Annotated in this window: 20 protein-coding genes; 8 read left to right on the forward strand and 12 right to left on the reverse strand. The window is 69.5% G+C overall.

Features of this window, described 5'->3' with window-relative positions; translation table 11 throughout:
* Window positions 1–13 precede the first annotated feature (13 nt).
* A complete protein-coding gene (locus tag ACFYWJ_RS26520; protein WP_355279622.1) occupies window positions 14–1,525 on the forward strand; it encodes an aldehyde dehydrogenase family protein in 1,512 nt (503 codons plus the stop codon).
* Window positions 1,526–1,589: 64 nt separating this feature from the next.
* Here ACFYWJ_RS26520 and ACFYWJ_RS26525 read toward each other — a convergent pair whose 3' ends face one another.
* Both ACFYWJ_RS26525 and ACFYWJ_RS26530 read right to left on the reverse strand, forming a co-directional pair.
* Window positions 1,590–2,792: a lipid-transfer protein gene (locus tag ACFYWJ_RS26525; RefSeq protein WP_355279623.1), complete on the reverse strand. Its 1,203-nt coding sequence runs from the start codon at window positions 2,790–2,792 to the stop codon at window positions 1,590–1,592.
* Complete coding sequence (locus ACFYWJ_RS26530) at window positions 2,776–3,207, reverse strand: Zn-ribbon domain-containing OB-fold protein (protein WP_378832081.1); 432 nt, start codon at window positions 3,205–3,207, stop codon at window positions 2,776–2,778. The genes ACFYWJ_RS26525 and ACFYWJ_RS26530 overlap by 17 nt, the downstream gene beginning before the upstream one ends.
* Before the next feature lie 126 nt (window positions 3,208–3,333).
* On the opposite strand from ACFYWJ_RS26530, the gene ACFYWJ_RS26535 reads away from it, so the two are divergent.
* A complete protein-coding gene (locus ACFYWJ_RS26535; RefSeq protein WP_355279628.1) occupies window positions 3,334–4,107 on the forward strand; it encodes a GTP-binding protein in 774 nt (257 codons plus the stop codon).
* Here ACFYWJ_RS26535 and ACFYWJ_RS26540 read toward each other — a convergent pair.
* Window positions 4,101–4,550 (reverse strand): MarR family transcriptional regulator, encoded by a 450-nt coding sequence (locus ACFYWJ_RS26540; RefSeq protein WP_355279631.1) that lies wholly within the window; start codon window positions 4,548–4,550, stop codon window positions 4,101–4,103. The two genes, ACFYWJ_RS26535 and ACFYWJ_RS26540, sit on opposite strands and share 7 nt — an antisense overlap.
* Window positions 4,551–4,645: 95 nt before the next feature.
* Between ACFYWJ_RS26540 and ACFYWJ_RS26545 the strand changes: the two genes are divergently transcribed.
* Window positions 4,646–6,451 (forward strand): ABC transporter ATP-binding protein, encoded by a 1,806-nt coding sequence (locus ACFYWJ_RS26545; RefSeq protein ID WP_355279782.1) that lies wholly within the window; start codon window positions 4,646–4,648, stop codon window positions 6,449–6,451.
* A gap of 49 nt (window positions 6,452–6,500) precedes the next feature.
* On the opposite strand, the gene ACFYWJ_RS26550 is transcribed toward ACFYWJ_RS26545, so the two are convergent.
* Window positions 6,501–7,943: an MFS transporter gene (locus ACFYWJ_RS26550; RefSeq protein ID WP_355279634.1), complete on the reverse strand. Its 1,443-nt coding sequence runs from the start codon at window positions 7,941–7,943 to the stop codon at window positions 6,501–6,503.
* A gap of 116 nt (window positions 7,944–8,059) precedes the next feature.
* Here ACFYWJ_RS26550 and ACFYWJ_RS26555 point away from each other — a divergent pair, with 116 nt between their 5' ends.
* Window positions 8,060–8,629 (forward strand): TetR/AcrR family transcriptional regulator, encoded by a 570-nt coding sequence (locus ACFYWJ_RS26555; RefSeq protein ID WP_355279636.1) that lies wholly within the window; start codon window positions 8,060–8,062, stop codon window positions 8,627–8,629.
* Window positions 8,619–9,242, forward strand: coding sequence for a hypothetical protein (locus tag ACFYWJ_RS26560; protein ID WP_355279639.1), 624 nt, complete (start codon window positions 8,619–8,621; stop codon window positions 9,240–9,242). Before ACFYWJ_RS26555 ends, ACFYWJ_RS26560 begins: the two co-directional genes overlap by 11 nt.
* Window positions 9,243–9,298: 56 nt before the next feature.
* Here the strand turns inward: ACFYWJ_RS26560 and ACFYWJ_RS26565 are convergent, their stop codons facing one another.
* The 3 genes from ACFYWJ_RS26565 to ACFYWJ_RS26575 form a co-directional block, all read right to left on the reverse strand.
* Window positions 9,299–9,700, reverse strand: a complete 402-nt coding sequence (locus ACFYWJ_RS26565) for a hypothetical protein (RefSeq protein ID WP_355279641.1) — start codon at window positions 9,698–9,700, stop codon at window positions 9,299–9,301.
* Window positions 9,701–9,839: 139 nt separating this feature from the next.
* Window positions 9,840–15,767, reverse strand: coding sequence for an amino acid adenylation domain-containing protein (locus ACFYWJ_RS26570; RefSeq protein WP_355279644.1), 5,928 nt, complete (start codon window positions 15,765–15,767; stop codon window positions 9,840–9,842).
* 73 nt (window positions 15,768–15,840) lie between these two features.
* Window positions 15,841–16,782, reverse strand: a complete 942-nt coding sequence (locus ACFYWJ_RS26575; RefSeq protein WP_355279646.1) for a methionyl-tRNA formyltransferase — start codon at window positions 16,780–16,782, stop codon at window positions 15,841–15,843.
* Between the two features lie 217 nt (window positions 16,783–16,999).
* Here ACFYWJ_RS26575 and ilvD point away from each other — a divergent pair, with 217 nt between their 5' ends.
* Both ilvD and ACFYWJ_RS26585 read left to right on the forward strand, forming a co-directional pair.
* Entirely contained in the window at window positions 17,000–18,682 is a 1,683-nt protein-coding gene (gene ilvD, locus ACFYWJ_RS26580; protein ID WP_355279649.1) for a dihydroxy-acid dehydratase, read from the forward strand.
* Between the two features lie 388 nt (window positions 18,683–19,070).
* Complete coding sequence (locus ACFYWJ_RS26585) at window positions 19,071–19,541, forward strand: NUDIX domain-containing protein (protein WP_355279651.1); 471 nt, start codon at window positions 19,071–19,073, stop codon at window positions 19,539–19,541.
* A 5-nt stretch (window positions 19,542–19,546) separates the two neighbouring features.
* On the opposite strand, the gene ACFYWJ_RS26590 is transcribed toward ACFYWJ_RS26585, so the two are convergent.
* Window positions 19,547–19,858 (reverse strand): hypothetical protein, encoded by a 312-nt coding sequence (locus ACFYWJ_RS26590; RefSeq protein ID WP_355279653.1) that lies wholly within the window; start codon window positions 19,856–19,858, stop codon window positions 19,547–19,549.
* Window positions 19,859–20,115: 257 nt separating this feature from the next.
* A complete protein-coding gene (locus ACFYWJ_RS26595) occupies window positions 20,116–20,655 on the reverse strand; it encodes an ester cyclase (protein WP_355279654.1) in 540 nt (179 codons plus the stop codon).
* An 81-nt stretch (window positions 20,656–20,736) separates the two neighbouring features.
* On the opposite strand from ACFYWJ_RS26595, the gene ACFYWJ_RS26600 reads away from it, so the two are divergent.
* Entirely contained in the window at window positions 20,737–21,387 is a 651-nt protein-coding gene (locus ACFYWJ_RS26600) for a TetR/AcrR family transcriptional regulator (protein ID WP_355279657.1), read from the forward strand.
* Window positions 21,388–21,554: 167 nt separating this feature from the next.
* Here the strand turns inward: ACFYWJ_RS26600 and ACFYWJ_RS26605 are convergent, their stop codons facing one another.
* The 3 genes from ACFYWJ_RS26605 to ACFYWJ_RS26615 all read right to left on the reverse strand — a co-directional run bounded on the left by ACFYWJ_RS26605 (window position 21,555) and on the right by ACFYWJ_RS26615 (window position 25,387).
* Entirely contained in the window at window positions 21,555–22,766 is a 1,212-nt protein-coding gene (locus tag ACFYWJ_RS26605; RefSeq protein ID WP_355279660.1) for a competence protein CoiA family protein, read from the reverse strand.
* A gap of 297 nt (window positions 22,767–23,063) precedes the next feature.
* The gene (locus tag ACFYWJ_RS26610; RefSeq protein ID WP_355279662.1) at window positions 23,064–23,897 is read right to left on the reverse strand and encodes an ABC transporter substrate-binding protein; all 834 of its coding nucleotides are present in this window, start codon (window positions 23,895–23,897) and stop codon (window positions 23,064–23,066) included.
* Window positions 23,898–24,142: 245 nt separating this feature from the next.
* Window positions 24,143–25,387, reverse strand: a complete 1,245-nt coding sequence (locus ACFYWJ_RS26615) for an FAD-dependent monooxygenase (RefSeq protein ID WP_355279665.1) — start codon at window positions 25,385–25,387, stop codon at window positions 24,143–24,145.
* Between the last annotated feature and the right edge of the window lie 14 nt (window positions 25,388–25,401).

Consider the following 25,401-nt stretch of genomic DNA (forward strand, 5'->3'; position numbering starts at 1 on the left):
GGGAGGCAACACGATGACCGAAGTACTCGAGCCCACCACCCTCACCCCGGTGCTGCCGCAGGTCCGCGCGTGGCTCTCGACGCCGAAGCAGCTGTTCATCGGTGGCCGCTGGGTCGACGCGGCCGCGGGCCGCACCTTCCAGACCCGCGACCCGGCCACCGGACAGGTACTGACCGAGGTCGCCCACGCCGAGGCCGTCGACGTCGACCGTGCCGTGCGCGCGGCCAGGACCGCGTTCGAGGGCGAGTGGTCGCTGTGGACGCCGGCCCAGCGCCAGCGATTGCTGTTCCGCGCCGGTGAGGCGATCTACGCCCACGCCGAGGAACTGGCCCAGCTGGAATCGCTGGACAACGGCAAGTCCGCCGGGGTCGCCCAGGCGGTCGACATCACCTGGGTCGCCGAGCTCTTCCAGTACTACGCGGGCTGGGCCACCAAGATCGAAGGCCGCACCATCCCGATCTCGGTGCCCTGGGCGCCCGGTACGCAGTGGCACGCCTACACCCTGCGCGAGCCGATCGGCGTGTGCGGGGCGATCGTCCCGTGGAACTTCCCGCTGCTGATGGCCGCGTTCAAGATTCCCGTCGCCCTGGCGACCGGCAACACCGTCGTCCTCAAGCCCGCCGAGGACACCCCGCTCACCGCCCTGCGCCTGGCCGAGATCCTCGCCGAGGTCGGGCTGCCCGACGGCGTGCTCAATGTCGTCACCGGCTACGGCGACGCCGGTGCCGCGCTGGCCGCCCACGACGACGTCGACAAGATCGCCTTCACCGGCTCGACCGAGGTGGGCAAGCTCATCGTCGACGCCGCCAAGGGCAATCTGAAGAAGGTCAGCCTCGAGCTCGGCGGCAAGAGCCCGCAGGTCGTCTTCGCCGACGCCGATCTGGACCTGGCGATTCCGGGCACCGCGTCGGGGTTCCTGTTCAACCAGGGCCAGACCTGCACCAGTGGCACCCGGCTCCTGGTGGAGGACAAGATCTTCGACGAATTCACCCAGGGCGTCGCCGACGCCGCCGCGGCGAGCCGGATCGGCTCGGGCCTCGACCCGGCCACCGACGTCGGCCCGCTGGTCTCACAGACCCAGCTCGACCGGGTCCTCGGCTATCTCTACGCCGGAGTACGCGCCGGGGCCAGGGCGCTGACCGGCGGGCGCCGCCACGGCGAGAGCGGCTATTTCGTCGAACCGACGGTGTTCGTCGATGTCGACGCCTCGTTCAGCGTGTACCGCGAGGAGATCTTCGGCCCGGTCGTGGTGGCGACCCCGTTCAACGCGGAGGAGGGCGTGGCCGCGGCGGCCAACGACACCCCGTACGGACTGGCCGCCTCGGTGTGGACCACCGATGTGTCCAAGGCGCATCGCACCGCCCGCCAGATCAAGGCGGGCACGGTATGGATCAACGCGCACAACGCCTTCGACGCCGCACTGCCCTTCGGCGGCTACAAGCAGTCCGGCTGGGGCCGCGAGCTGGGCGCCGCGGCGATCGATGCCTACACCGAGCAGAAGACGATCAACACCTTCCTCGGCTGAGCCCGCGCTCCGGCACCGATCGTCGCGATCGGTGCCGGAGCCGTGCCGTCGACCGGAAGAACGGTCAGCGCGTGGCGATGATCGCCGAACCGTGGCCGAACAGGCCCTGATTCACCGCGATGCCCGCGCGCGCGTCCTCGACCTGGCGGCCCTCGGCCTGGCCGCGCAACTGCCAGGTCAGCTCGCAGACCTGAGCGATCGCCTGCGCGGGAATCGCCTCACCGAAGCAGGCCAGCCCACCACTGGGGTTCACCGGTACCCGGCCGCCCAGCGTCGTCGCGCCACCGCGCAACAGGTTCTCCGCGCCGCCCTTCTCGCAGAGCCCGATGTCCTCGTACCAGTCCAGCTCCAGCGCGGTGGACAGGTCGTAGACCTCGGCGAGGGACAGGTCGTCCGGGCCGAGCCCGGCCTCCTCGTAGGCCGCGTAGGCGACGGCGGAACGGAACTCGCGCGGCGGGACCTCGACGGCCACGGCGGAGTCCGTCGCGAAATCGGGCAGATCGAGCACCGTCTTCGGGAATGTCGGCGTGACCGTCGACAGCGCGCTGATCCGGACCGGATCGGTGACGCCGTGGCGCCGCGCGTAGTCCATCGAGGTCAGCACCAGCGCGGCACCGCCGTCACTGGTGGCGCAGATGTCGAGCAGCCGCAGCGGGTCCGAGACGATCGCCGAGGCGGCGACCTCCTCGGCCGACACCTCCTTGCGATAGCGGGCGTACGGGTTGTTCAGGCCGTGCCGGGCGTTCTTGACCTTGACCGCGGCGAAATCGTCGAGCGTGGCGCCGTGCAACGCCATCCGCCGCCGGGCGTAGAGCGCGAAATAGATGGGGTTCGTCGCGCCGAGCAGGTGGAAACGCAACCAGTCCGGATCGTCGCGGCGCTCGCCGCCGACCGGCTGGAAGAACCCCTTCGGGGTGGTGTCGGCGCCGACCACCAGCGCGACGTCGCACAGCCCGGCCAGGATCTGGGCCCGCGCGTTGGCGATGGCCTGGGCACCGGAGGCGCAGGCGGCGTAGCTGCTCGAGATCCGGGCTCCGGTCCAGCCGAGCGCCTGGGCGAAGGTCGCGCCGGAGACGAAGCCGGGGTAGCCGTTGCGGATCGTGTCGGCGCCGGCGATGTAGCCGACGTCGCGGTGGTCCACGCCGGCGTCGGCCAGCGCGGCGCGGGCGGCCACCAGCCCGTACTCGACGAAATTGCGGCCCCACTTGCCCCACTGGTGCATGCCCGCACCGAGGACTGCGATATCGCGATCACTGGTCTCGGTCATCGACCGGCCTCCACATCCACACCGTGTGCTCCGCTTCCTCGTCCTCGTACAGCACGCCGAGGGTCAGCTCGACCGGCATGCCGACCGCCAGGTCGTCCACCGTCAGGCCACGGACCACCTGTCCGAGAATCACCATCTGCTCGACCTCGAGCTCCACGGCCGCGACGACATACGGCTCGAACGGATCGGGCGAGACATAGGGCGGTGGCGGTTTGTAGCGGGCGTCCGCGTACGACCAGATCCGGCCCCGGGTGGAGAACAGGTAATCCTCCAGCTCGGAGCCGTTGCGGGGACCCGTGCACTGCGGGTTCCGGCAGGCCAGTGCGTTGCGCGGGAAATACGGTGTGCCGCAGGCGGTACAGCGACTCCCCCGCAGACGCACGGTGCCGTCGTCCGCGGTGAACCAGTCGGCCACGGCAGGGCGTTGTTCTTTCTGCACGAGCCCGACGGTATAGGAACACGTTCTACTTTGGGGCGGAAATCCGCTTCACCGGCGTCCGCGCGGAGGTACGGTGAGACCGGATGGGAGTACCGCGACGCGATGGGCACCGAAGGCATTGAACCGCAGACGATCCGCAACGTCACCATCATCGGGGACCCCGAGGAGACGAAACGGGTCGTCCACCGGCTGACCGGCCGTGTCGCCGAATGCGGGTCCGGCACGGCGGCCACGGTCCGGTGGACGACCGACCGCGTCGAGCACACGATCCGCCTCACCCCGCTGTCGAGCCACGCGCCCATCGCGACCCTGGAGCGCGCCGTCCGGATGGCCGACGGCGTGATCGCGGTGATGACCGCGGCGGCGCGGCGCGCGCCCCGGCTCGAGACATTGCTGCGGGTCGCCGACGACCACCAGGTCGCCCGGCTGTGCCTGGTGACCGGACTCGATCATCCGGCCGCGGACTTCGACCGCTGCGTCCGCACCATCGCCGGGACGCACGGGGCGGTGCCGTTGACGGTGCAGATCCCACATGGCATCGGCACGGCGTTCGAAGGCGTCGTCGACCTGGTCCCGATGTGGGCGCTCGAACCGATGGCCGCCGAATTCTACGGCGGCCATTGGCACGTCGCCGAACAGTGGTATCGCCGTCTCGTCCGCGCGGTGCGGGAGCAGGACAGCGAACTCGGCGCGGGGGTGGTCGCTCCCGGGCAGCTGTACGACCGCGTCCGCGATCTCACCCATATCGGCGACGCCGCACCCGTCCTGTGCGACGCGGCCCCGTGGAGTGATGTCGGCCCGCTGCTGGACGCCATCGTCCGGTACCTGCCGTCACCCCTGCATGTCTGCCAGCCCGAACACGCCCTCGACTACTGAGGGCCGACCGCGTTCGATCGCGACGCCGGGACCGCGTCCTCGTCGACGAGCTTGCCGAGGATGCCCCGCAGCGCGGTGCGCTCGTCCTCGGTGAGCCGGGCGAAGAAGTCGTCGGCCTCCTTCGTCCGGGCCGCGGACAGGGTGTCGAGTGTCCGGACGCCCAGCGCGGTCACCACCACGAGCGTCGCCCGGCGGTCGGTCGGGTCCGGCCTGCGGGTGACCAAGTCGGCCCGCTCGAGCACGTCGACGACCTCCGTGGCCGAGCGCGGGCTGATCCGCAACGCCTCGGCGACGGCCGACAACCGGAGACCGTCGTGCTCGCCCGCCACGCGCAGCGCGCGGGCCTGATGCGGGGTCAGCCCGATCGGCGCGTACGCCGCGGCCCAGCGTCGGCGCAGCGTCCTGGCCACCTGCATCAGGAGCTCGCTCTCGTTGTCGGGCATAAAACCGGCCTCTCGAAGTGTTTACACTGCCAGATAGTGAGGGAACCTCAGCATAACCGCACAACCCGAGGGGGTTGCCTGTGCAAGACCAAGACATGTCCCGCGGCGGCCGCACCCGTCGCCCCGACCCCACCGACCGCGCCCAACTGCGCGAGTCGCCTGTTTCGCCGCGCCGGATCGCCGCGCTCTTCGCGCCGTACCGGCTTCGGCTCGCCCTGCTGACCGGCCTGATCGTGGCGGCGTCGACGATCAGCCTCGCCTCGCCGTTCCTGCTGCGCGCGGTGATCGACGACGCGCTGCCGCACCAGGACATCGCGCTGCTGCTCTGGGCGGTGGGCGGCATGCTCGCCGTCACCGTGCTCACCGCCGTGCTCGGCGTCGGCCAGACGCTCATCTCCACCACCGTCGGACAGCAGGTCATGCATGCCCTGCGCACCGACGTGTTCCGCCACCTGCAGCGGCAGTCGCTGGCGTTCTTCACCCGCACCCGCGGCGGCGAGGTCCAGTCCCGGCTGATCAACGATGTCGGCGGGATGCAGTCCGTGGTCACCAGCACCGCGACCGCCATCGCCAGCAATGTCACCACCGTGGTCGGCACGTCGATCGCGATGGCGGTGCTGTCGTGGCGGCTGTCGCTGCTGTCGCTGGTGGTGCTGCCGCCGGCGATCTGGCTGACACGGCGGGTGGCCCTGCTCCGCCGCGACATCACCGCCCGGCGCCAACGCCACCTCGCCGACCTGCACGGTCAGGTCGAGGAGGGACTCTCGGTGAGCGGTGTGCTGCTGGGCAAGACGCTCGGCACCGGTCCGGTGGCCTCCGCGCATTTCGAGCAGACCTCGCACGATCTGGTCGATCTCGAGGTGCGCTCCCAGCTGGCAGGCCGGTGGCGGATGGCCACGATGAACATCGTCTTCGCGGCGATTCCCGCCGTGCTCTACCTCGCCGCCGGATTCCCCGCGACCAGCGGCGGCATGACGATCGGCACCCTGGTCGCCTTCACCACCTTGCAGGCCGCGCTCTTCCGGCCGCTGATGAGCCTGCTCAACGTGGGCGTCGAGGTCACCAGTTCGATGGCGTTGTTCAGCCGGATCTTCGGCTACCTCGACCTCCCCGTGGAGATCGACGAGCCCACCCGGCCGGTCGACGTCGACCCCCGCGATGTCGTGGGCGAGGTCCGGTTCGACGACGTCAGCTTCCGCTACGACGCCGCGGGACCCGATGTTCTCGACGGCGTCTCGCTCGTGGTGCCGCCCGGGTCGACGCTCGCCCTCGTCGGCGAGACCGGCTCCGGCAAGACCACCCTCGCCTCGCTCGTCGCCCGCCTGCACGACGCCACCGGCGGCCGGGTGACCATCGACGGCGTCGACATCCGCGACCTGGAACTGGGCACTCTCGCCCGCATCGTCGGTGTCGTCTCGCAGGAGTCCTACCTGCTGCACACCACCGTCCGCGAGAATCTGCGCTACGCCGAGCCCGCCGCTACCGACGCCGAGATCGAGCGCGCGGCCCGCGCCGCCCAGATCCACGACCTGATCGTCTCGCTCCCCCAGGGCTACGACACCGTGGTCGGGTCGCGCGGTCATCGGTTCTCCGGCGGCGAGAAACAGCGCATCGCCCTGGCCCGCACGCTCCTGCGCGACCCGCGCGTCCTGGTGCTCGACGAGGCCACCAGCGCCCTCGACAACGAGACCGAGCGAGCGGTGCAGGCCGCCATCGACGTGGTCGCGCGCGGCCGCACGGTCATCACCATCGCGCACCGGCTCAGCACCATCCGCGACGCCGACCAGATCGCCGTCCTGCACCACGGCCGCGTCGTCGAACTCGGCGACCACACGACACTGCTCGACGACGCGGGACGCTATGCCCGGCTCAACGGCGCCACCGAGATCGCGGCGGCCTGATCGGCCAGGCCCTGCCGGTCATCGCCGAGTACCGTTGTCCCCCAACCGATCAGCTCGACGGGACCGGGCGAACGCTGCGCGCGGACGCCCCGAGTCCTAGGACTGCGACAACAGCGAACATCGCGAACAGCCACCGCGCCGGTGCGGCGCCGCCGGTGTCGGTCGCGTTCACGACGATGCCCGCCAGGCCGGCGCCGAAGGCCCCGCAGACCAGCTGAACCGTGTTGATCGCCGCGCCGGCGCGGGCTCCTTCGGCGGGGTCGGTGACACTGCTCATCGCCGATGCGGTCAGGTGTGGCCAGGCCATGCCGATGCCGACGCCGGTGAGCAGCAGCGCGGTGGTCCAGAGGGCGATGGTTCCCGCCGTGGCGTCGGTGACCTGGCTCAGCGCTGCCGTCAGCAAGCCGACCGCCATGACCAGAGGTGCCGCGGCGACCGCACCCGCGATCACCCGCCGACGCGTCACCGAGGCGCTGACGATCTCGCTCGTCGTCCACCCGATGGCCAGGGCGACACCGAGGAAACCCGCCGCCACCGGCGGAAGATGCGCGAGCCGCTGGCCGAAGTAGGGCACGTACATATCGACCATGGTGATGGCCATGAGAATGCCGAGGGTCAGGTAGATCCATCTCAGTGGACCGGGCCGAAACGCACTGGGCGGCAGGACAGCCGAGGCTGCCCGGCGATCGACGACGAGGAATGCCCCGACCGAGCCCGCCGCGAGGACGAGCAACGCCGTCCGCGCGCTGGGGCCGCCCGCGATCGCCGCCACGCTGACCGCCGATGCCGCCACGGCGAGAAGGAGCAGCGACCGGACCGGAATCCCATCCCGGCTTCGCCGAACCTCGCCCGGCCGGGCAGGCAACGCGCCCGGCCGGGCAGGCAGCGTGAACGGCCGGGCAGGCAACGCGAGCGGGACCAGCGCCGCGATGATTCCGGTCGCGATCAACAGGGCACCGAAAGCCCAACGCCACGAACCGTATTGCGCGAACAGTCCGCCCGCCGCGGGCCCCAGCACCGTGCCGACTCCCCACATGGCCGAGACGAGCGCCGAGGCCTTCGTCCACAGGCGCTGCGGGAGAGCGGTATTGATCACCGAGTAGCCCAGACCGGCGAGCAGCCCGCCCGCCGCGCCCTGGAGCGTCCGGCCCGCCAGCAGAATCTCCATCGTCGGTGCCAGGGCGCACAGCGCGCCGGCCAGACCGAAGGCGGTCAGCCCGAGCAGATACGACCGGCGCGCCCCGAGCCGGGCCAGCGTCGCGCTCACGGTGGTGGCGGCCGTGACGGATGCGATCAGGTACACGGTGGTCACCCAGGCGTAGAGCCGGTGGCCGCCGATCTCGGCGACCGCGCTCGGCAGCAGGCTGATCGTCAGGAATTCGTTGGTGGCGTACAGTCCCACGCCCCCGGCCAGCACCGTAGCCACCGCGAGATGGCGGGGGCCGAGCAGTTCTCGCCAGCTGCCGCCGACAACCGTCGCGGTGGCCGTCATCGTCCGTCCTCCGCTTCGCCAGGTCGTCGACATGGTAGGGGGTCACGACCTCGAACAGGTAGCCCGATGCAAAACATGCACTAGTGGTACACACCAGTAGTGCGTACCATTGGTACATGCCGCTCCCCCGTTTTCACCGCCTCCCACCCGACCGGCAGCGCGCCATCATCGACGTCGCGAAGGCCGAGTTCGCCGGTCACGGCCCGGACGCCGCGTCGTACAACACGATCATCGCGACCGCGGGGATCTCGAAAACCTCTGCCTACCAATACTTCGACGGCAAGGACGACCTGCTCGGACTGGTCCTGTCCGACGTCGTGGACCGCCTGCGACACCAGCTGGGAACATGGAAACCGGTCACCACCGCGTCCGAGTTCTGGACCGGTCTCCGCCGGGATTCGGCCGGACTGACGCAGTTCCTCGAGGACAATCCGCTCGACCGCGCGCTCGCCGACGCCGCACTGGCCCGGGTCCCGGCCGACGAGGACAACGCCTGGCTGACCGAGGTGCTCGCCAACGGGATCGACCTCGGCATCGTCCGCACCGACATCGACCGCGACCTCCTCACCGCGGCCACGGCCGCGGTCCTGCGCGTCGGCGACCACTGGGCCCTGGCGGGCGGCGCCGATCCCGACCAGATCTTCGACCTGCTCGCCGGCTTGTGGGAGCCCCGCCATGCGCACTGATCTGCACCCCGATTGGACGATTCCCCCGACGTCCCCCGGCTGGGCCGGGCGCATCGAACAGTTCATGGGCCCCGGCAAGACCCGGGCGGAGTCGGCGGTCGAATACCTCGGCGGCGCCGTCTGCGTCCTGCTGCTCCTGGCCTACTGCTGGCCGGAACTCGACGGGTGGAGCCTTGCCGAACGCGTGGTGCTCGTGGTCATCGTCCTCGACCTCGTCGGGGGCGTGCTCACCAATGCCACCAACTCCGCCAAACGCTGGTACCACCGCACCCGATCGTCGCGGGGCCGGTTGTCCTTCGTCGCGGTCCACACCCTGCATCTCGCCGTCGTCGGCCTGTGGCTGCTCGGCGATCCGAGGTGGTTCCTCGGCAATACCGTGCTGCTGATGGGGTCCGCGCTGCTGATCGAATCCGTCCCGGCCTATCTGCGCCGACCTGTCGCCATGGCCGCCTTCATGGTCGTGTTCTCGATCAATCTGATCATCTTCCCGGTACCGGCGGCGCTGGTGTGGTTCATCCCGCTGTTCTCGCTCAAACTCCTGATCTGCCACCTGATCCCGGAGATCCCCGTCGCCACCGGGACACGTCCCGCCCGGCAGGGTGAACCCGGGTAGGGACCCCCGTGCACCGGCTCCGCGCGGAACCGGTGCACGCACTCAGCGACGCCCGATCACATGGCCTGCGCCGACGCGTAGCCGAAGCTCGAGCGGTCCTCGTCGCGGGCCACCAGCTTGCCGTTCACGTAGACCGCGGCGTAGGCGTAGTGAGCTTCGGGGTGCGAGATCGCCGACCAGACATAGGTTTCCTTGGGGAACCGCACGTCGACGGTGCGGCACCACCGGTCGCCCTCCATGGATTCGGTCAGCGTCACCACCTCGTCGCGCTTACCCAGCGAGTCGTAGTAGGTGATCTCGTTGCCCGCCTGCACGTCGGAGCAGAACACGTAGCGGACATTGCCGTAGGCAGGCACTTCCGCGGCGGCGGCGACACCGGCCCCCACCACAGCGGCCCCGGCGACGGCGCCGCCCGCTCCGATCATCGCGACAATGTGCCGGATGGCAGACCGTGTCATTTCAAGCTGTCCTTTCGCGAAACGATGTGCCGGCGAAACACTCCCGTCGGCAACAGTCCGCACGATGTCCTGCTTCGAGCGAACCGGACATTGAATCACACTCCGGCGCTTGCTTGTTCCTCCGTCAGCGCGCGCCGTCTCACCGCGGCGTCGTCGCGGCCTCCGGCGATTCGAGCGGCGTCGGCAGCAGGCCCGCGGTGATGAAGCCGTCGACATAGCGTTGCAGGACAGCGGCATCGATCGCCGGGCATCGCACGCCGTATTCGGCCAGGACCGCGCGGGTGCCGGTGTCGTCGACGATCAGGGCGTCGCCACCGCCGTTCAGGTAGTTGTCGGCGACGAGGGCGGCGCGCATGAGGTCGGCGTGCTGGGCGATCTGCCCGGCCAGCCGCTCGGCGGCATCGGCCACCGACACCGTCTCGACCGGGAAACCACTGCGGCGCAGCGTGTTCAGGATATCGCCGACATTGGTAGGCGCGCTGTTGACCAGGTGGTAGATCTCGGTGTTCGGCTGCCGCCCGGTCGCGAGCGCGACCAGCGCGCGGGCCACGTAGTCCACCGGCGCCAGGGTGACGTCGGCGGATTCGATATCGGGTGCGACCCCGAGGTGGGCCGCCGACCGGATGAGCGTCCAGAACGCGTCGTCGGCGCTGTTCGCGCCGCTGCTGATCGATCCGGCGACCAGGCCGGGCCGGTGCACGGCGACCGGCAGCCCGCGGTCGGCGGCCGCGAGGACCAGCTGCTCGGCCACCCACTTGGTGGCCAGATAGCCGTTGCGGGGCACCTCGGCGGCGGTGATCGCCGTCCGCTCGGTGACGACGCCGGTGTGCCCGGCGCCCACCGCCGCCGACACGGTGGACACGAAATGCAGGGTCTTCACCCTGGTCTCGACCGCCAGCCGCAGGATCTCGACGGTTCCGGCGATATTGGCCGGGCGCAGGGCGGCATACGATTCCAGATGGTTCACGCGGGCGCCGTTGTGGTAGATCACCTCGATCCGCGCGGCCAGCTCGGCCCAGGTGTCCTCGGTCAGCCCGAAGCGCGGTGCGGCGAGGTCGCCCGGAACCGGCACGACCCGGTCCGCGAGCCCCTCGGTCCCGAGTCCGTAGCGCTGGAGCGTCGTTTCGAGGCGGCGGCGCACACCGTCGGCGTCCTCGGCGCGGACCAGGCACCACACGCGCGCGGTGGTGCGGTCGAGCAGCTCGCGCAGCAGATGGATGCCGACGAAGCCGGTGGCACCGGTCAGCAGCACCTCGTCGGCCGCGAGCGGCGGCACCGGGAAGGACTCCGGCACCGTGATCGCGGGGTCCAGGCGCGCGTCGGCGATCAGCATGTCGGTCCAGTGTTCGGCCGCCGACGCGCCGGACTCGGCCGTCACCGCCGCCGTCACGCCGCGCGGTGTCGGCGCTTCGAACAGCATGCGGGGGTCGGCGTCGATGCCCAGCCGGGTCCGCAGCTCCGAGCGGAGCGTGAAGACCAGCAGCGAGGTACCGCCGAGATCGAAGAAGCTGTCGTCGATCCCGACCGAATCCCGTTCCAGCACATCGGCGAACACCCGCGCGACCGCGAGCTCGCGCACGGTCGCGGGCTCGCCGTCACCGGCCGCGGCGGCGACGGTGTCGGTACTGGCCGCTGCCGCGCGTTCGGGCAGAGCGCTTACGACGGAGCCGGACAGCTGCCCGATCGTCGCCTCGGGACGGGTGGCGATCGCGGTCAGCAGGTCGTGGAACCGCGCCGCGAACCCGGCGACCGTCGCCGCGTCGAAGAGGTCGGTGGCGTAGCGCAGGCTGCCCGTCATCCCGCCGGTGCCCGGCTGCTCACGCAGCGTCAGGCTCAGATCGAAATGGGTTGTCTCCCACGGAATATCCAGGGTCGAGACGGTCAGGCCACCGAGGTCGAGCGAGGGCGACACGGGCAGGTTCTCGTAGGAGAACACGGCCTCGAACAGCGGGTGCCTGGTGGTGTCCCTGGCCGGGTTCACCGCTTCGACGATGTGGTCGAAGGGGACATCGGCATTGCCGAGCGCGGCGAGGGCGACCTCCCTGGCCCGCGCCAGCAGCGTCGTGAAGTGTTCCTGCGGATCGAGAGTCAGGCGCAGGGGCAGCGTGTTGACGAACATGCCGACCAGGCGGTCGAGGGCGGGGTGGCCACGGCCCGCGACCGGGGTCCCGACCGTCACGTCCGCGATCCCGGCCAGATCACCGAGCAGCACGGCGAACGCCGCGTACCCGGCCATGAAGGGCGTGGCGTTGTGCCGGCGAGCCAGCTCGGTCAGCGCTGTCCCGATGTCGGCGCCGATTTCGAACTCGACCACCGCGCCGGTGCCGCCCGGCCTGCCGGAGCCGGGAGTGCGGACGCGATCGGTCGGCAGCGGCAGCCGGTCGGGAGCACCGGCCAGGGCGTCCACCCAGTGCGCGAGCTGCCGCGCGGCGGTGGAACGCGGATCGTGGCGATCGCCGAGCCGTCGGTGCTGCCACAGCGTGTAGTCGGCGTATTGCAGCGGCAGCGGTTCCCACTGCGGCTGCTGCCGGGCCACCCGCGCGGTGTAGGCCGCGGACAGATCGGCCACGAGCGGACCGTGCGACCAGCCGTCGGCGGCGATGTGATGGGCGACGAGCGCGAGCACGTGCTCGTCGGGGCCGAGGCGCCACAGTGCCAGCCGGATCGGCGCGTCGGTGGTGACGTCGAACGGCGCGGCGACCGCCACCGCGAGTTCGGCGTCCAGCCCTTCGGGGTCGAGTGCGCGCGCGGTCAGCGGCGCTTCACCCAGCGCGGCGTCGACGGTCAGGATGCGCACCAGCGGCCCCGCGCCGCCGGCGGGATACACGGTGCGCAGCACCTCGTGCCGGTCCACCACATCCCGCAGCGCGGCATCGAGAGCGGCCACATCGAGAGATCCCGTGAGGCGCAACGCGATCGGCAGGTGATAGGCCGACGAATCCCGGTAGAGCTGGTTGAGCAGCCACATCCGCAGCTGGGCCGGGGCGGGCGCCAGCTGGTCGGGCCGGGTTTCCGCCCTCGGGGCGTCCGTGGCCGGGTCGTCGGCATCGGCGAGCCGCAGCGCCAGCGCCGCGACGGTCGGCGCGTCGAAGACGACGCGGACCCCGATACCGAGCCGCGCCGCGAGCGCGGTCGCGGTGAGCGAGGTGCCGCCGAGGTCGAAGAAGTCGCTCTCGGCGCCGTCCACCTCGATCGCGAGGACCTCGGCGAAGGCCGCCGCCACCGCGCGCTCGGCATCCGTCGAGATCGGCCGGGACCCGGTCTGGCCGAACACCGGCGCGGGCAGTCGGCGGGCGTTGAGCTTGCCGTTGGGAGTCAGCGGCAGGGTGTCGAGGACGAGGTAGGCGCTCGGCCGCAGATACGCGGGCAGCTGCTCGGCGATCTGGAGTCGCACGCGCTCCACGTCGAGGGGACCGTCCGGCACCAGATAGGCCACCAGATGGGTGCCCCTGGCGTCCTGATGCGCGGTGACGGCGGCCCGGCCGACACCGGCGAGACCGGTGAGCGTGGTCTCGATCTCGCCCGGCTCGATGCGGTGACCGCGCACCTTGATTTGGAAGTCGCTGCGGCCGTGGTAGATCAGCTCGGGCTCCGGACCGGCGGTGAGGGTGACCAGGTCACCGGTGCGATACACGCGGCCGCCGGGCGGGCCGAACGGGTCGGCGACGAATCTGGCCGCGGTCAGCGCGTGCCGTCCGTGGTAGCCGCGTGCCAGGGCCGGGCCACCGATGTACAGCTCGCCGATGACGCCGGGCGGCACCGGCCGCAACCGGGCGTCCAGGACCAGTGCGTGGAATCCGCGCAGGGGCGCGCCGATGGTCACCGGCCGGTCCGGCGTCAGCTCCGCGATGGTCGCGATGTCGGTGGCCTCGGTGGGGCCGTATCCATTGCGCATCAACCGGGTTCGCGACCAGGCCGACACCAGATCGGCGCGGATCGCCTCCCCGCCGACGCCGAGGACCCGCAGATCGGGCAGGGTCTCGGGGTCGAGGGTGGCCAGCACGGCCGGGGTGATGATCGCGTTGGTCACCCGCTCGCGCCGCATGAGTTCGGCCAGGTCGGGTCCGGCCATGACGTAGCGCGGGGCCACCACCAGCGTCGCCGCACCGGCCAGGCCGCACAGCATCTCGCCGACGGCCATGTCGAAACCCGGGGAGGCGTGGTGCAGGGTGCGGGCGCCGGGGCGCAACGCGTAGCGGTCACGACGCTCGGCCGCCAGGTTCGCGAGTCCGCCGTGGGTCACCAGCACGCCCTTGGGCACACCGGTGGACCCGGAGGTGTAGATGAGGTAGGCGGGGTGCTCGGGCCGCGCGACGACCGGCAGGCGCGGCTCCGCCGCGGGCACGGCGTCGGGGTCGACGATCGTCCATCGGACCGATCCGGGCAGATCCGCCGGGTGCTCGACACCGGTGACGCCCAGGACGGCACCGCAGTCGCCGAGGATGTGCGCGATGCGCTCGGCCGGGTAGCCCACGTCGATCGGCACGAAACCGGCCCCGGTCTTGGCGATCGCCCAGACCGCGCCGACCGAGGCGGCGGACCGTTCCATGACCATCGCGACCAAGGTCTCCGGCCCCGCGCCCGCGGCCTGCAGCGCACCGGCGAGGCGGTCGGTCCAGGCGTCGAATTCGCGGTAGGTCCAGCGCTTCTCGCCGTAGACGACGGCGATGCCGTCCGGGTTCGCCGCGACGGCGGCGGCGATCAGCTCGCTCAGGGTGGCCGGTGTCCCCGCCGCCGGGCCGCGCCACGGGACGAGCAGGTCAGCCTCGGCGGCGGTGAGGATCGGCAACTCGGCGATCGGCATGTCGTCGGCCGCCGCGGCGAACGCCGTCAGCAGGCTGACGAACCGATCCAGCTGCGCGCTGACCTCGGCCTCGGCGTAACGATTCCGGTTGGCTTCGAATTCGACCCGCAGCCCGGAACCGCCCACCGGATACACATTGAGCGCGAGATCCTCGACCGGCCCGGTGGACAGCAGTTCGATGGTGCCGCGCGCCGCGCCGAGCATCACCTCGGTGTGGAAGTTCATGATGTTGACCGCGGGCCCGAACCCCAGCGACTCGGCGCGACGCCCACTGTCGCGGACCATCTCGGCACCGCGATACCGCTGGTGGCGCAGCGCCCCGCCCAGCTCGGCCCGCGCGGTGGCGATGGCGGCGCCGACGGTATCGCCCGAGCAGCTCAGCGGCACGATATTCGAGGTCATGCCGCCGCATTCGCGCAGCGCGGCGACGGTGCGAGCGGTGACGGGCAGGCTCAGCGCCACCGACTCGGTATCGGTCAGCCTGCCGAGGAACGCGGCGAACGCGGCCACCAGCACGGGCGCGTGACCGGGGAAACCGGCACGCGTCCGCAACTGTTCGACCAGCGCGTCGGGCAGCTCGGCGCGCGCGTGGATCGGGAGCGGATCGGGCGCACCCGGCCGGGTCGCGAGCGTGACCGGGTCGGGCAGCCCGGCGAGCCGCTCGCGCCAGTAGTCGCGGTCGGTCCCATACCGCCGCGAGCTCAGGTAGCTCTCCTCCGCCGCGGTCAGCACAGCCGTCGAATCGACTGCGGCCGTGGGCAATTCGACGCCGTCGAGGAGCGCCGTGTAATGCTTGCTCAGCAGGTGCTGTAGGCGGATGGCACCCATGCCGTCGAGCGCCAAGTGGTGGGCGCGGGTGTAGAGCAGGTGACGATCCGAGCTCAGCCGCAGCACCGTGGTGACGATGGGCGGATCGGTGACCAGGTCGAACGGCGTGCGCTGGTCGGCCCGCATCCAGGCCAGGGCGGCGGCCTCCGGGTCGGGCTCCGCGCTCCGGTCGACGACGGCGATCCGGTCGTCGAGGCCGTCGTCGTGGACCTGGCCCGGCTGCCCGTCCACGACCGTGAAGCGCACGTAGGCACCCAGCTCGCGCGCGGCCAGCTGCGCCGCGCGACGATAGATCGCGAGGTCGAACGGTCCGCGCAGGTCGACGTACTGGGCGATGGTGAGCGGCACCGGTCCGAGCAGTTGCTGAGCGAACCACACCTCGCGTTGTGCCGCGGTGAGCGGGCGGACAGCAGGGGTCGAACCGTGGGGAATCATGGTGCCTCGAAAGCTGGGGGAATAGGTGGTTGGCAGCGCCCGACCCGCGGCCGGGCGCTGCTGGACCGGGAAATCAGGCCGGGTCGTCGGTGAGATAGCCACCGCGAGCGAAGAATTCGGCGCCGTCGTGTTCGGTGCCCGCCGCGGTGCGGACGCGGGTGATCACCAGCGCGTGGTTGCCACCCCGGTGCGGCTGCGCGCCACACACGACGGCGCCGCCCCCTTCCTGCACGATGACCCGGCCCGCGGTGCCGCCGTAGCGGGCCTCGGAGATCACCGCGTCGAGGATCTCGATACGCTCACCGCGGTAGTAGGAGAAGGCGCGCGGATACGGCGCGGACAGCGCCCGCACGAAACGCTCCAGCTCGACCGCGTCCAGGGACCAGTCGACCCGGCTGTCCCGATCGGACCGCTTGTGGAAGTAGGTGCGCTCGGCCTTGTTCTGCGGCGTCCACACCGCGGTGCCGTTCCCGAGGGCCGCGAGCGCCTCGTGCACCGCGCCCGGGATCAGTTCCATGCCGGCGAGGACGAGTTCGGTGCCGGTGGCGCCGGCCGGGATGGGCAGGCGCTTCTGGACCAGGATGTCGCCGGTGTCGAGCTGCTCGTCCATCCGGTGCACCGTGAGGCCGAACTCCTCGGCGCCACTGATCAGCGCCCACAGCACCGGCGAGAATCCGGTGAACTTCGGCAGCAGCGAGTCGTGCAGGTTCAGCGTGCCGTGCGGCGGCATGTCGTAGAGCTCGGCGGGCATCCAGGTGTACCAGCTGTTGACCACGATCACATCGGGTTCGACGCTCTTGACCAGCGCGATGGTCTCGGCGTCGGCACGCTCGGTGAGGTGCACCGGAATACCGTGCTCGTTGGCCAGTTCCTCGACCGAATCGTTCCAGATCGCCTTGTAGGCGGACTCCGCGGCGGGGTGGGTGACCGCGAGGACCACCTCGTGCTCCGAGTCGATCAGAGCCTGCAGAGTCTTGCGACCCCAAGTTTGGAAACCGAACGACACGATACGCATAAATCTGCCCCTACTTTCGTCTATGTGTAGGCTTACCTTACATAGGTGGACCTATGCGTGTGGCCCGGACCCGTGTCGACCGTCGGCTGACCAACGGCGCGCCGCGCGCGCCCTACACTGTCGTTACCAGGCGTGGCCCGATCACTGGCGACCTGCCCCGGTGCGACCATCGCGTCGCCATCGACGGCAGCCGCACCGTCGAGGAAAGGCGATCCGCATGACCAGTCGGCCGATCGACATCAAGCCCCGCTCCCGCGATGTCACCGACGGACTGGAGAAGACCGCCGCCCGCGGCATGCTCCGCGCCGTCGGGATGGGCGACGACGACTGGGCCAAACCGCAGATCGGCGTCGCCTCCAGCTGGAACGAGATCACCCCCTGCAACCTCTCCCTCGACCGGCTGGCCAAGGCCGTCAAGGAGGGCGTGCACGCCGGCGGCGGCTACCCGCTCGAGTTCGGCACCATCTCGGTGTCCGACGGCATCTCGATGGGCCACGAGGGCATGCATTTCTCCCTGGTCAGCCGCGAGATCATCGCCGACTCGGTCGAGACCGTGATGATGGCCGAGCGCCTCGACGGCTCGGTCCTGCTCGCCGGGTGCGACAAGAGCCTGCCGGGCATGCTGATGGCGGCGGCGCGGCTGGACCTGGCCAGCGTCTTCCTCTACGCCGGGTCGATCATGCCGGGCAATGTCGACGGCCGCGATGTCACCATCATCGACGCGTTCGAAGCCGTCGGCGCCTGCATCAAGGGACTGATCACGCGCGAGGAAGTCGATCGCATCGAGCGCGCGATCTGCCCGGGCGAAGGCGCGTGCGGCGGCATGTACACGGCCAACACCATGGCCTCGGTCGCCGAGGCGCTGGGGATGAGCCTGCCCGGCTCGGCCGCCCCGCCCGCCCCCGACCGTCGTCGCGACGACTACGCCCGCAAGTCCGGCGAGGCCGTCGTCGAGCTGCTGCGCCGGGGCATCACCGCCCGCGACATCATGACGATGGAGGCGTTCGAGAACGCCATCACCATCGTCATGGCACTCGGCGGATCGACCAATGCCGTGCTGCACCTGCTGGCCATCGCCCGCGAAGCCGGCGTCGGGCTCACCCTCGCCGACTTCAACCGCGTCGGCGAGAAGGTGCCGCACCTGGGCGATCTCAAGCCGTTCGGCCGCTATGTCATGAACGATGTCGACAAGGTCGGCGGCATCCCGGTCGTGCTGAAGGCGCTGCTGGACGCGGGCCTGCTGCACGGCGACGTCATGACGGTCACCGGCAAGACCATGGCCGAGAACCTGGCCCCGATCGAACTCGGCCTCGACGGTGACGTCATCCGCCCACTCGACCGGCCGATCCACCGGTCCGGCGGCCTCACCATCCTGCACGGCTCCCTCGCCCCCGAGGGCGCCGTCGTGAAGAGCGCCGGCTTCGACTCCGACGTCTTCCGCGGCACGGCACGGGTTTTCGACGGGGAACGCGCCGCGATGGACGCGCTCGAGAACGGCACGATCGTGGCGGGCGACGTCGTCGTCATCCGCTACGAGGGGCCCAAGGGCGGCCCCGGCATGCGCGAGATGCTCGCCATCACCGGCGCCATCAAGGGCGCCGGCCTCGGCAAGGACGTCCTGCTCCTCACCGACGGCCGCTTCTCCGGCGGCACCACCGGCCTCTGCGTAGGCCACGTCGCCCCCGAAGCCGTCGACGGCGGCCCGATCGCCTTCGTCCGCGACGGCGACCCGATCACCCTCGACGTCGCCAACCGCATCCTCGACGTCGAGATCGCCCCCGACGACCTCGCCGCCCGCAAGATCGGCTGGGAACCACTCCCGCCCAAATACACCTCCGGCGTCCTGGCCAAATACCGCAAACTCGTCAGCTCCGCCGCCCACGGCGCCGTCACCGGCTGACCACCCGCACTCCTCCCGACCGCACCCGCTGCTCGTCCCTCGACCTCACAAGCAACAGAATCGCTACGTCGACACTCATTGTTCCGACCGGCTCTTTCTGCGGCACCAGCCTGCGCACCCTGTCGAACCAAATCCATCATTCAGCCGTCCTTCTCGGTTCGACGGCGGTCGAGCGCGATCTCGACGTGAGCGACATCGACAGCTACGGCACTCCCGTCGCGAGCGACCCGCTCGGCGACCGCGAGAAGGCGCTGCAGTGCGGGCGTGAATGCCTACGCTGCGCCGGTCTGGCACCTGCGCCGTACTGTCGACGGCGGCCTGTTCGACACCTACACCGATAGTTTCGACGCGGTCTGGCACACCGGCAGACCGGTGAAAGGCTGAGCCGATGGCGCGCACCGAGTTCTACGACGACCCCACCGCACCACAACCGAACAGCCTTGTCGTCGCAGCATCTGCCGTCGTGTGCGACGAGCAAGGCCGAATCCTGCTTCAACGGCGGGCCGACAGCAGCCTATGGGCACTGCCCGGCGGCGGCATGGAAATGACCGACAGCCTTCCAGGCTGCGCGGTGCGAGAAGTCAAGGAAGAAACCGGCCTCGATATCGAGATCACCGGTCTCGTCGGTACCTACACCGATCCGCGCCACATCATCGCCTACAGCGATGGCGAGGTTCGACGCCAGTTCAACGTGTGCTTCCTGGCCCGTGTCATCGGTGGCGAACTCGTGATCTCCGACGAGTCCACCGAATTACGGTTCGTCGCCGCCACCGAACTGGACAGCCTCGACATGCACCACACACAGCGACTCAGACTGAGTCACTACCTGGAAGGGCGCCGAACGCCGTATCTGGGCTGAAAGAGTCAGCCGTCCATCACCGCATGAAGACCGGTCGTCGCGTCGGCGAAATAACGCACGACGCCTGCGGCCGTGACGCATTCACGCCAATCGCCGATACGGCAATACCCGGCAGCGGCTATCGTCCGGTCGAGTCCGTCGAGATCCGGTGAAGTGTCCGGTGCCAATAGCAGTGTCCTCGACAAATTCGCGGTGGTGTGACCGCACACCGCGCCGTCAGATGCATGGCCGAAAGAGACCTCGCTGCAATCGATATCGACTGCGGCATCGCCGTCATCGAGGCGGGCGATGACATACAGGTCGACCCGCGCGGTCACCGCCCGCCTCGGCTACCGCCATTGAAACAAACCGGATAGTGTGAAATGGTCACCCGAGAACACCCTCCATCGTGGTCTGCGAAGCATTTCCTGGGCACCGATCCCACCACCGCAAACTTCAAGCAAATAGGGTATTAAGTCCCTTCCAGCTGGGCACATAGTCGCGAGAAAAAGCTTTGCCGAGCGAATATTCCGCGCGGTTTCGACTCACACCGGACACCACCCCCGAAATCCATTCGGTCAGCATGGCGTGTCAGCTACTGTCGAGCCGACGTGGCCGACTGCTCCCGTCGGGCCCGCTTCGTCGCGCGGCGCATTCGCAGCAGATATCGCGGCGTCGGCGGATTCCAGCCAAGTTGCATCGACATTCCGAGATCGTCCCGGTTGGCCCAGTGTTCGACAACCTTGCCGTCGACAACCCGGATCCAATGCGTCTGCGTGATCGCGAACGACTCGCCGGTGGCGGGAAAAGCTTGCGCGACATCACCATTGACGTCGTAGGCGACGAACGGGCCGATCTGCAGTCCGGCCATTGTCACATGCACCGCGACCACGTCGCCCTCGGTCACCACGGTGTGCACCTGCCAGCTCAGGTCGGCGAACGCCTGTCGCAGCCACAGAGCGGTGGCGTAAAAGGCCGCGGGACCGTTGCCACGACAGGCGGGCGGTTCCTGCACCCCTTCCCGGTTGTACGCCTCCGGATGGACCACCTCCTCGAAGTCGGCGAGCTCTCCCGCCCCCATGATCTGAATCGACCGCACCGCCAGGTCTGCGATCGCGCTGTGTTCGTTCGCCATGATCGTGGCCTCCCGAGATTAGAATGAACCTAGCTCTATTGGTTAGAACGTTCATCCATCGAAAATGGTTCAAGGAGATCTGTGACAGGGAAGCGGCGATACTCGACGGCCCTGCGCACCCAGCAGACCGCGCTCACGCGCGCCCGCGTCCTGGAGTCCGCCCGCGCGCTGTTCCTGGAACACGGCTACCTCGGCACCACGATCACCGGGATCTCCCAGGCCGCGCAGGTCAGCGTGCAGACGATCTACAACACCGTCGGCACCAAGCCGGCGGTGTTCAAGGCCGTGTACGACACGATGCTGGCCGGTGACGACGACCCGATTCCGATGATCGATCGACCCCAGTTCCAAGCGATGCTCGCAGCCGAGACCGCCACCGAATGCCTCGCGCACTACACCGCCATCGCCCGCACCATCGCCCACCGCGTACTCCCCCTGGTGTCGATGGCCCTGGCCCAGTCCGCGACCGGCGACCCCGACCTCCGCGATTTCACCGACACCACCGAGAACGAACGAAATTTCGGCGCCACCAACCTAGCGAACCACCTGCACCGCCGATTCGGCCTGCGCCCCGGACTCTCCCCCGCCGACGCCGCGGACACCCTCTGGGCCCTCACCGCCCCCGAACTAGCCGACCGCCTGGTCAACCGCCGCGGCTGGACCTGGGACAAATACCAGAACTGGCTCTACACCGCGACAACCGAATCCCTCCTCAGCACCCGCGATCTCTGAACCGTCGATCCGCGGAACCGGCGTCGACAAATCCGGCACGTCAATTCCTACGCAATCAGGCATTGCCGCATGCCTCGAAAGGCACATACCGATACTTCCATGACCTGTCTTAGCAGCTCTCGGTTCTCCCGAACCGAGAGCTGTCGACGTGATCGGCCGGAGGTTCTTCAGCTAGGCCGACCACCATTTGGCATCGCGAAGAGCATGAGTTGGTCCGGGTCGGTTCCCGTGGATTCTCGAGTTCCTTCGTGCCGACAGGCAGGCAGCCCGGACGATCCGAGGTCGGATGTGAGAACCATCCGGCATTGCCGACACTGCACATGCTGGGGCCATGTCGGGCGACGGAGCTGTGGGGAATCCTGATAGTCGGGAACGTGACCGGCAGCCAAGAACGCGGTTTCCAGTCGGATCCAATCCAGGTGAGCTCGGACAGCAGGGTCGTCATTGGGCAGCGAGCGGGAAGGAGTCTCGTTCGCGCTTCGGGAAACCGTTCGTGTGAGCTGAACGAACTCCGGCTCGGCAACCGGCGCGGACTGCAGCGCCGGAACATGACAGCGCCGGCGAGCTTCGTACCGCTCGCGAGCGATTGCGAGCGATTGATGCACGACCGCAGGGATCGTAATGCCCAGCGGTGTCAGTTCGAGGTCGTCGAGCCGCACCCGGTGTTCGATCAGTGTGTCATCGACACATGGCGGCAAGTGCGGAATGCGATGGCCGGTGCCACCCTCAACCGCGACTCCAGGTCGGCGCGCCTGGTGTGATGCGCCGACCAAAAGGGCTACCGATCGTTCGTCGGGGTCGAGGGTCCACAGTTGCTGACCGCCGCCGGGATCGCCGACCACGACCCAGTGCGTGCGGGAGTCGCTGCGCCACAGCCAGATATCGACCACATTGTTTCTACGGTAATCGTCATGGCGGTGGATCCAGACGTCATCGGTCAGCGGGCCGTTCTGGACCTCGATCGCGACTTGACGGCCATCTGCGAACTCGACACGAACATCGGAACGGCGTTCACCACCGGGGAGCCAGACTTCGGTGCCGACATCGACCACACCCGGCTGCATCCGAGCCCATTCGGCAAGCACCGCCTTTCCGGTCACATGCCACACCGTCTCGGGCCGATGTTCGCTCCCAGTCGGCGAGCAACCCGGTGGATGGGCGAAGTGCGGGCGGCGGCGGCCGCCCCGTCGAGATCGGACGACAACAGGCACGACAACGCCGTGGCCGGAGTAGCACACCGCACAGATCAATGTGCGGTCGCCGACCACGCTCTTGGCTTTGAGCTCGCGGGCGCGTGGGTCGGCGGAATCGGTTGGTGCGAACACGTACTGTCCGCGCGTGACATCGAGCGCCACGGAGAGTCGGCTGGAGAAGGCCACTCTGGATACCCCTGTCGAATAGACGGTTGGACCTTCTCGCGGTTGCGGGAAGGTCACTGCGGGGCCGCGCTATTCGAATGAAGGAGCTGGGGATCGGCTGATGTGGAACAGGGGAGCCTGAATCGGCTGAAGAAATCAGTTCAGAATGCGAATCGCCGAATGCATAAAGGTCGTTGTAGTGGGGTGCGGCCCGTGCCCCAGAGTAGACACCGACTTGCCTGCTGTCGAGATCTGCTGGTACACGCCAGTTTCCAGCGGTGCCTCACCGTTGACGCTCCAGGAACTCGGGTCGAGCCGTCAGAGCACTTTTCGCGCGTCCCGGATCGTGGCTGCCAGTCGTTCCAGCAGTGGCGCGGTCGCGGCGTGGGAGAAGCGGAAGATCGGCGACCAGGGCGCGACCTGGCCGGCTGTCACCGCGGGGAGGCTCCGCCACACCGGCCGGTCGACGAGGGCGGTCGGCTGCAGTCCAGCGGATCGGTCGTCGAGCAGGATCAGGTCCGCCGGATACCGATCGGCCGTCTCCCAGCTCAGCGACTGGAAGTAGCCGCCGGCGTCCACCCGGTCGGGGACGACGAAGTCGACGCCGAGTTCGGCGAAATATCGCAGATCGGCCGAGGAACGCGGATCGGAGACGTAGAAGAGCTCCGGCGACGCCGAGGCGGCGAGCACCCGCAACCCGGGACGCGACGCCACCGCGTCCCGTACCGCCTGGGACGCGGCCGCGAAGCGCTGTTCCGCAGCGACCACCGTGGGGGCGGCGGTATCGGCGCCGAGCGCACCGGCCAGCGCGCGGTACCGCGCGAGGATCTCGACGAGGCTCCGGCCCGAGACCTCCATGGCGACGACATTCGGGTTCGCGGACTCGATCTTGCCCAGATTGTCGTCGGGCACGTACCAGAGACGACCCGGCACATAGGAATCGGTGACGAGCAGGTCCGGCTCCAGTGTCGCGTATTTCTCGATGTCGAACTCGCCCCACGCGTCACCGATGACGGCCACCGACCCCGCATCGAGGTCGCCGAGGAGATCCGGCGCGTGCGCTTCACCGAAGATCCCCACGATGCGCTCGCGCACTCCGTAGTCGGCCAGCGCGCCCGCCGAACCGGTGAACGCGACCACCCGGCGTGGCATCTCACCGGTTCGGACAGTGCCGCCGCGATCATCGGGAAACTCCCAGCTCCCCGCTCCGTCCCGCGCGTCGTCCGTACCGCATGCCGCCAGGCCCGCACTCACACCGAGCATGCCCGCCACCGCGAACAATCGCCGACGGCTGAGCGCACGGTCGTGTCGTTTCTCGTTCGCGATGACGATCCTCCTCCGCACGTGCCTAACTGGTTCGCTGCCACTAGATCACACGAAGTAAGGCAAGGCAAACCTCACTCTCGCGAGCGCAGGCGGGCAGCCGCGGCCAGAATCGGAGTGCTCACGGCGGTGGCCGCGGCGCCGAGTCCGGTGTCGGTGGCCAGGATCCACCGGACGGTCGTCATCGCCGAGGTCAGCACCTCGCTGCCACGCTGACGCATGTCGACCTCGAATCGCCCCACGGCGTCGGTGAGAGTCGCCGAACCGGCGGCGGCCTCACTCAGCCGCGCGAGCAGGTCGGCGGCGTCGCGAATGGCCGCGCCCGCGCCCATCCCGGCGGTGGGTGGGGTGGCGTGCACGGCGTCGCCGAGCGCGGTGATCCGGCCCGCGGGCCAGGGCGCGAGATCCTCGGCGCTGGTGGAGGCGGCGTTGAACCGGAACCCGGCCACGCTGTGCGGATCGGCCCTGGCGATCACCTCCAGCGTGTGCTCGGCCCAGCCCCGCTGGTGAAACCGCCTCAGCAACGCGGTCTGGAGTTCCTCGCCGCGCAGGTGGCGCAGCGCGTCGGTGCCTGCGGATTCGGTGAACATCGCGCCCCAGATGTAGGTGGGTCCGGTGGTGATCGCCATCCGGAGTTCGGGAGCGTCGAGCGCGGCATTGCCGACCGGGTCGAGGAAACCGATGTAGAGCGCTGCCCCGCGCGGGCCGATCGCCATCCCCGATCGTGGCCGCAGTCGCCGCTGCTCGGCGGGGCCGAGATCACGCAGCGAGGTGCGACCGGAGTACCCCATGATGCCCGCCGGGCGGTTGGTCGGGCCGCCCGCGAGACAGCGGGCCACGACCGAGTGGGTGCCGTCCGCACCCACCACCAGATCCGCCGACATCGGCTCCCGATCGGCGAACGAGACCACGGGCGCGCCGGAGTCGTCATATCCGACGCCGGAGACGTTGTGGCCCAAGCGCAGACCGTCACCGACGGCCTCGGCCAAGAGCATCCGCAGGGTGATCCGGTCGACATCGACACTGCCGCTACCGCTCAGCTCCGGCCCGTAGCCGAGCAGTCTGCCTCTCCTGTCCCACAACGCATCTCGCTCACGCAGTCGCAGTGCCGAGCCCGAGGCCAGCAACCGCCGCATGATCGCCGGTTCCACCAGGGTCCGCAGCGCCGACAGCGCCCGCTCGTCCAGGGTGATGTGGTAACCGCCCGTCGCCGCCACCTCGGTGTCGCGGTCGAACACCACGACCTCGAATCCCCTGCGACGCAGACCCGCACCCAGTGCCAGCCCGCCGATTCCGCCACCCACCACGACTATCCGCATCTCCGAACACCTTT

It is taken from the genome of Nocardia sp. NPDC003269, assembly GCF_042888005.1.
Taxonomy (GTDB): domain Bacteria; phylum Actinomycetota; class Actinomycetes; order Mycobacteriales; family Mycobacteriaceae; genus Nocardia.

Coding starts and splice junctions, on each gene's coding strand:
- ACFYWJ_RS26520 (WP_355279622.1), top strand. CDS start 14: ATGACCGAAGTACTCGAGCCCACCACCCTCACCCCGGTGCTGCCGCAG.
- ACFYWJ_RS26525 (WP_355279623.1), bottom strand. CDS start 2,792: ATGACCGAGACCAGTGATCGCGATATCGCAGTCCTCGGTGCGGGCATG.
- ACFYWJ_RS26535 (WP_355279628.1), top strand. CDS start 3,334: ATGGGCACCGAAGGCATTGAACCGCAGACGATCCGCAACGTCACCATC.
- ACFYWJ_RS26540 (WP_355279631.1), bottom strand. CDS start 4,550: ATGCCCGACAACGAGAGCGAGCTCCTGATGCAGGTGGCCAGGACGCTG.
- ACFYWJ_RS26545 (WP_355279782.1), top strand. CDS start 4,646: ATGTCCCGCGGCGGCCGCACCCGTCGCCCCGACCCCACCGACCGCGCC.
- ACFYWJ_RS26550 (WP_355279634.1), bottom strand. CDS start 7,943: ATGACGGCCACCGCGACGGTTGTCGGCGGCAGCTGGCGAGAACTGCTC.
- ACFYWJ_RS26555 (WP_355279636.1), top strand. CDS start 8,060: ATGCCGCTCCCCCGTTTTCACCGCCTCCCACCCGACCGGCAGCGCGCC.
- ACFYWJ_RS26560 (WP_355279639.1), top strand. CDS start 8,619: ATGCGCACTGATCTGCACCCCGATTGGACGATTCCCCCGACGTCCCCC.
- ACFYWJ_RS26565 (WP_355279641.1), bottom strand. CDS start 9,700: ATGACACGGTCTGCCATCCGGCACATTGTCGCGATGATCGGAGCGGGC.
- ACFYWJ_RS26570 (WP_355279644.1), bottom strand. CDS start 15,767: ATGATTCCCCACGGTTCGACCCCTGCTGTCCGCCCGCTCACCGCGGCA.
- ACFYWJ_RS26575 (WP_355279646.1), bottom strand. CDS start 16,782: ATGCGTATCGTGTCGTTCGGTTTCCAAACTTGGGGTCGCAAGACTCTG.
- ilvD (WP_355279649.1), top strand. CDS start 17,000: ATGACCAGTCGGCCGATCGACATCAAGCCCCGCTCCCGCGATGTCACC.
- ACFYWJ_RS26585 (WP_355279651.1), top strand. CDS start 19,071: ATGGCGCGCACCGAGTTCTACGACGACCCCACCGCACCACAACCGAAC.
- ACFYWJ_RS26595 (WP_355279654.1), bottom strand. CDS start 20,655: ATGGCGAACGAACACAGCGCGATCGCAGACCTGGCGGTGCGGTCGATT.
- ACFYWJ_RS26610 (WP_355279662.1), bottom strand. CDS start 23,897: ATGCCACGCCGGGTGGTCGCGTTCACCGGTTCGGCGGGCGCGCTGGCC.
- ACFYWJ_RS26615 (WP_355279665.1), bottom strand. CDS start 25,387: ATGCGGATAGTCGTGGTGGGTGGCGGAATCGGCGGGCTGGCACTGGGT.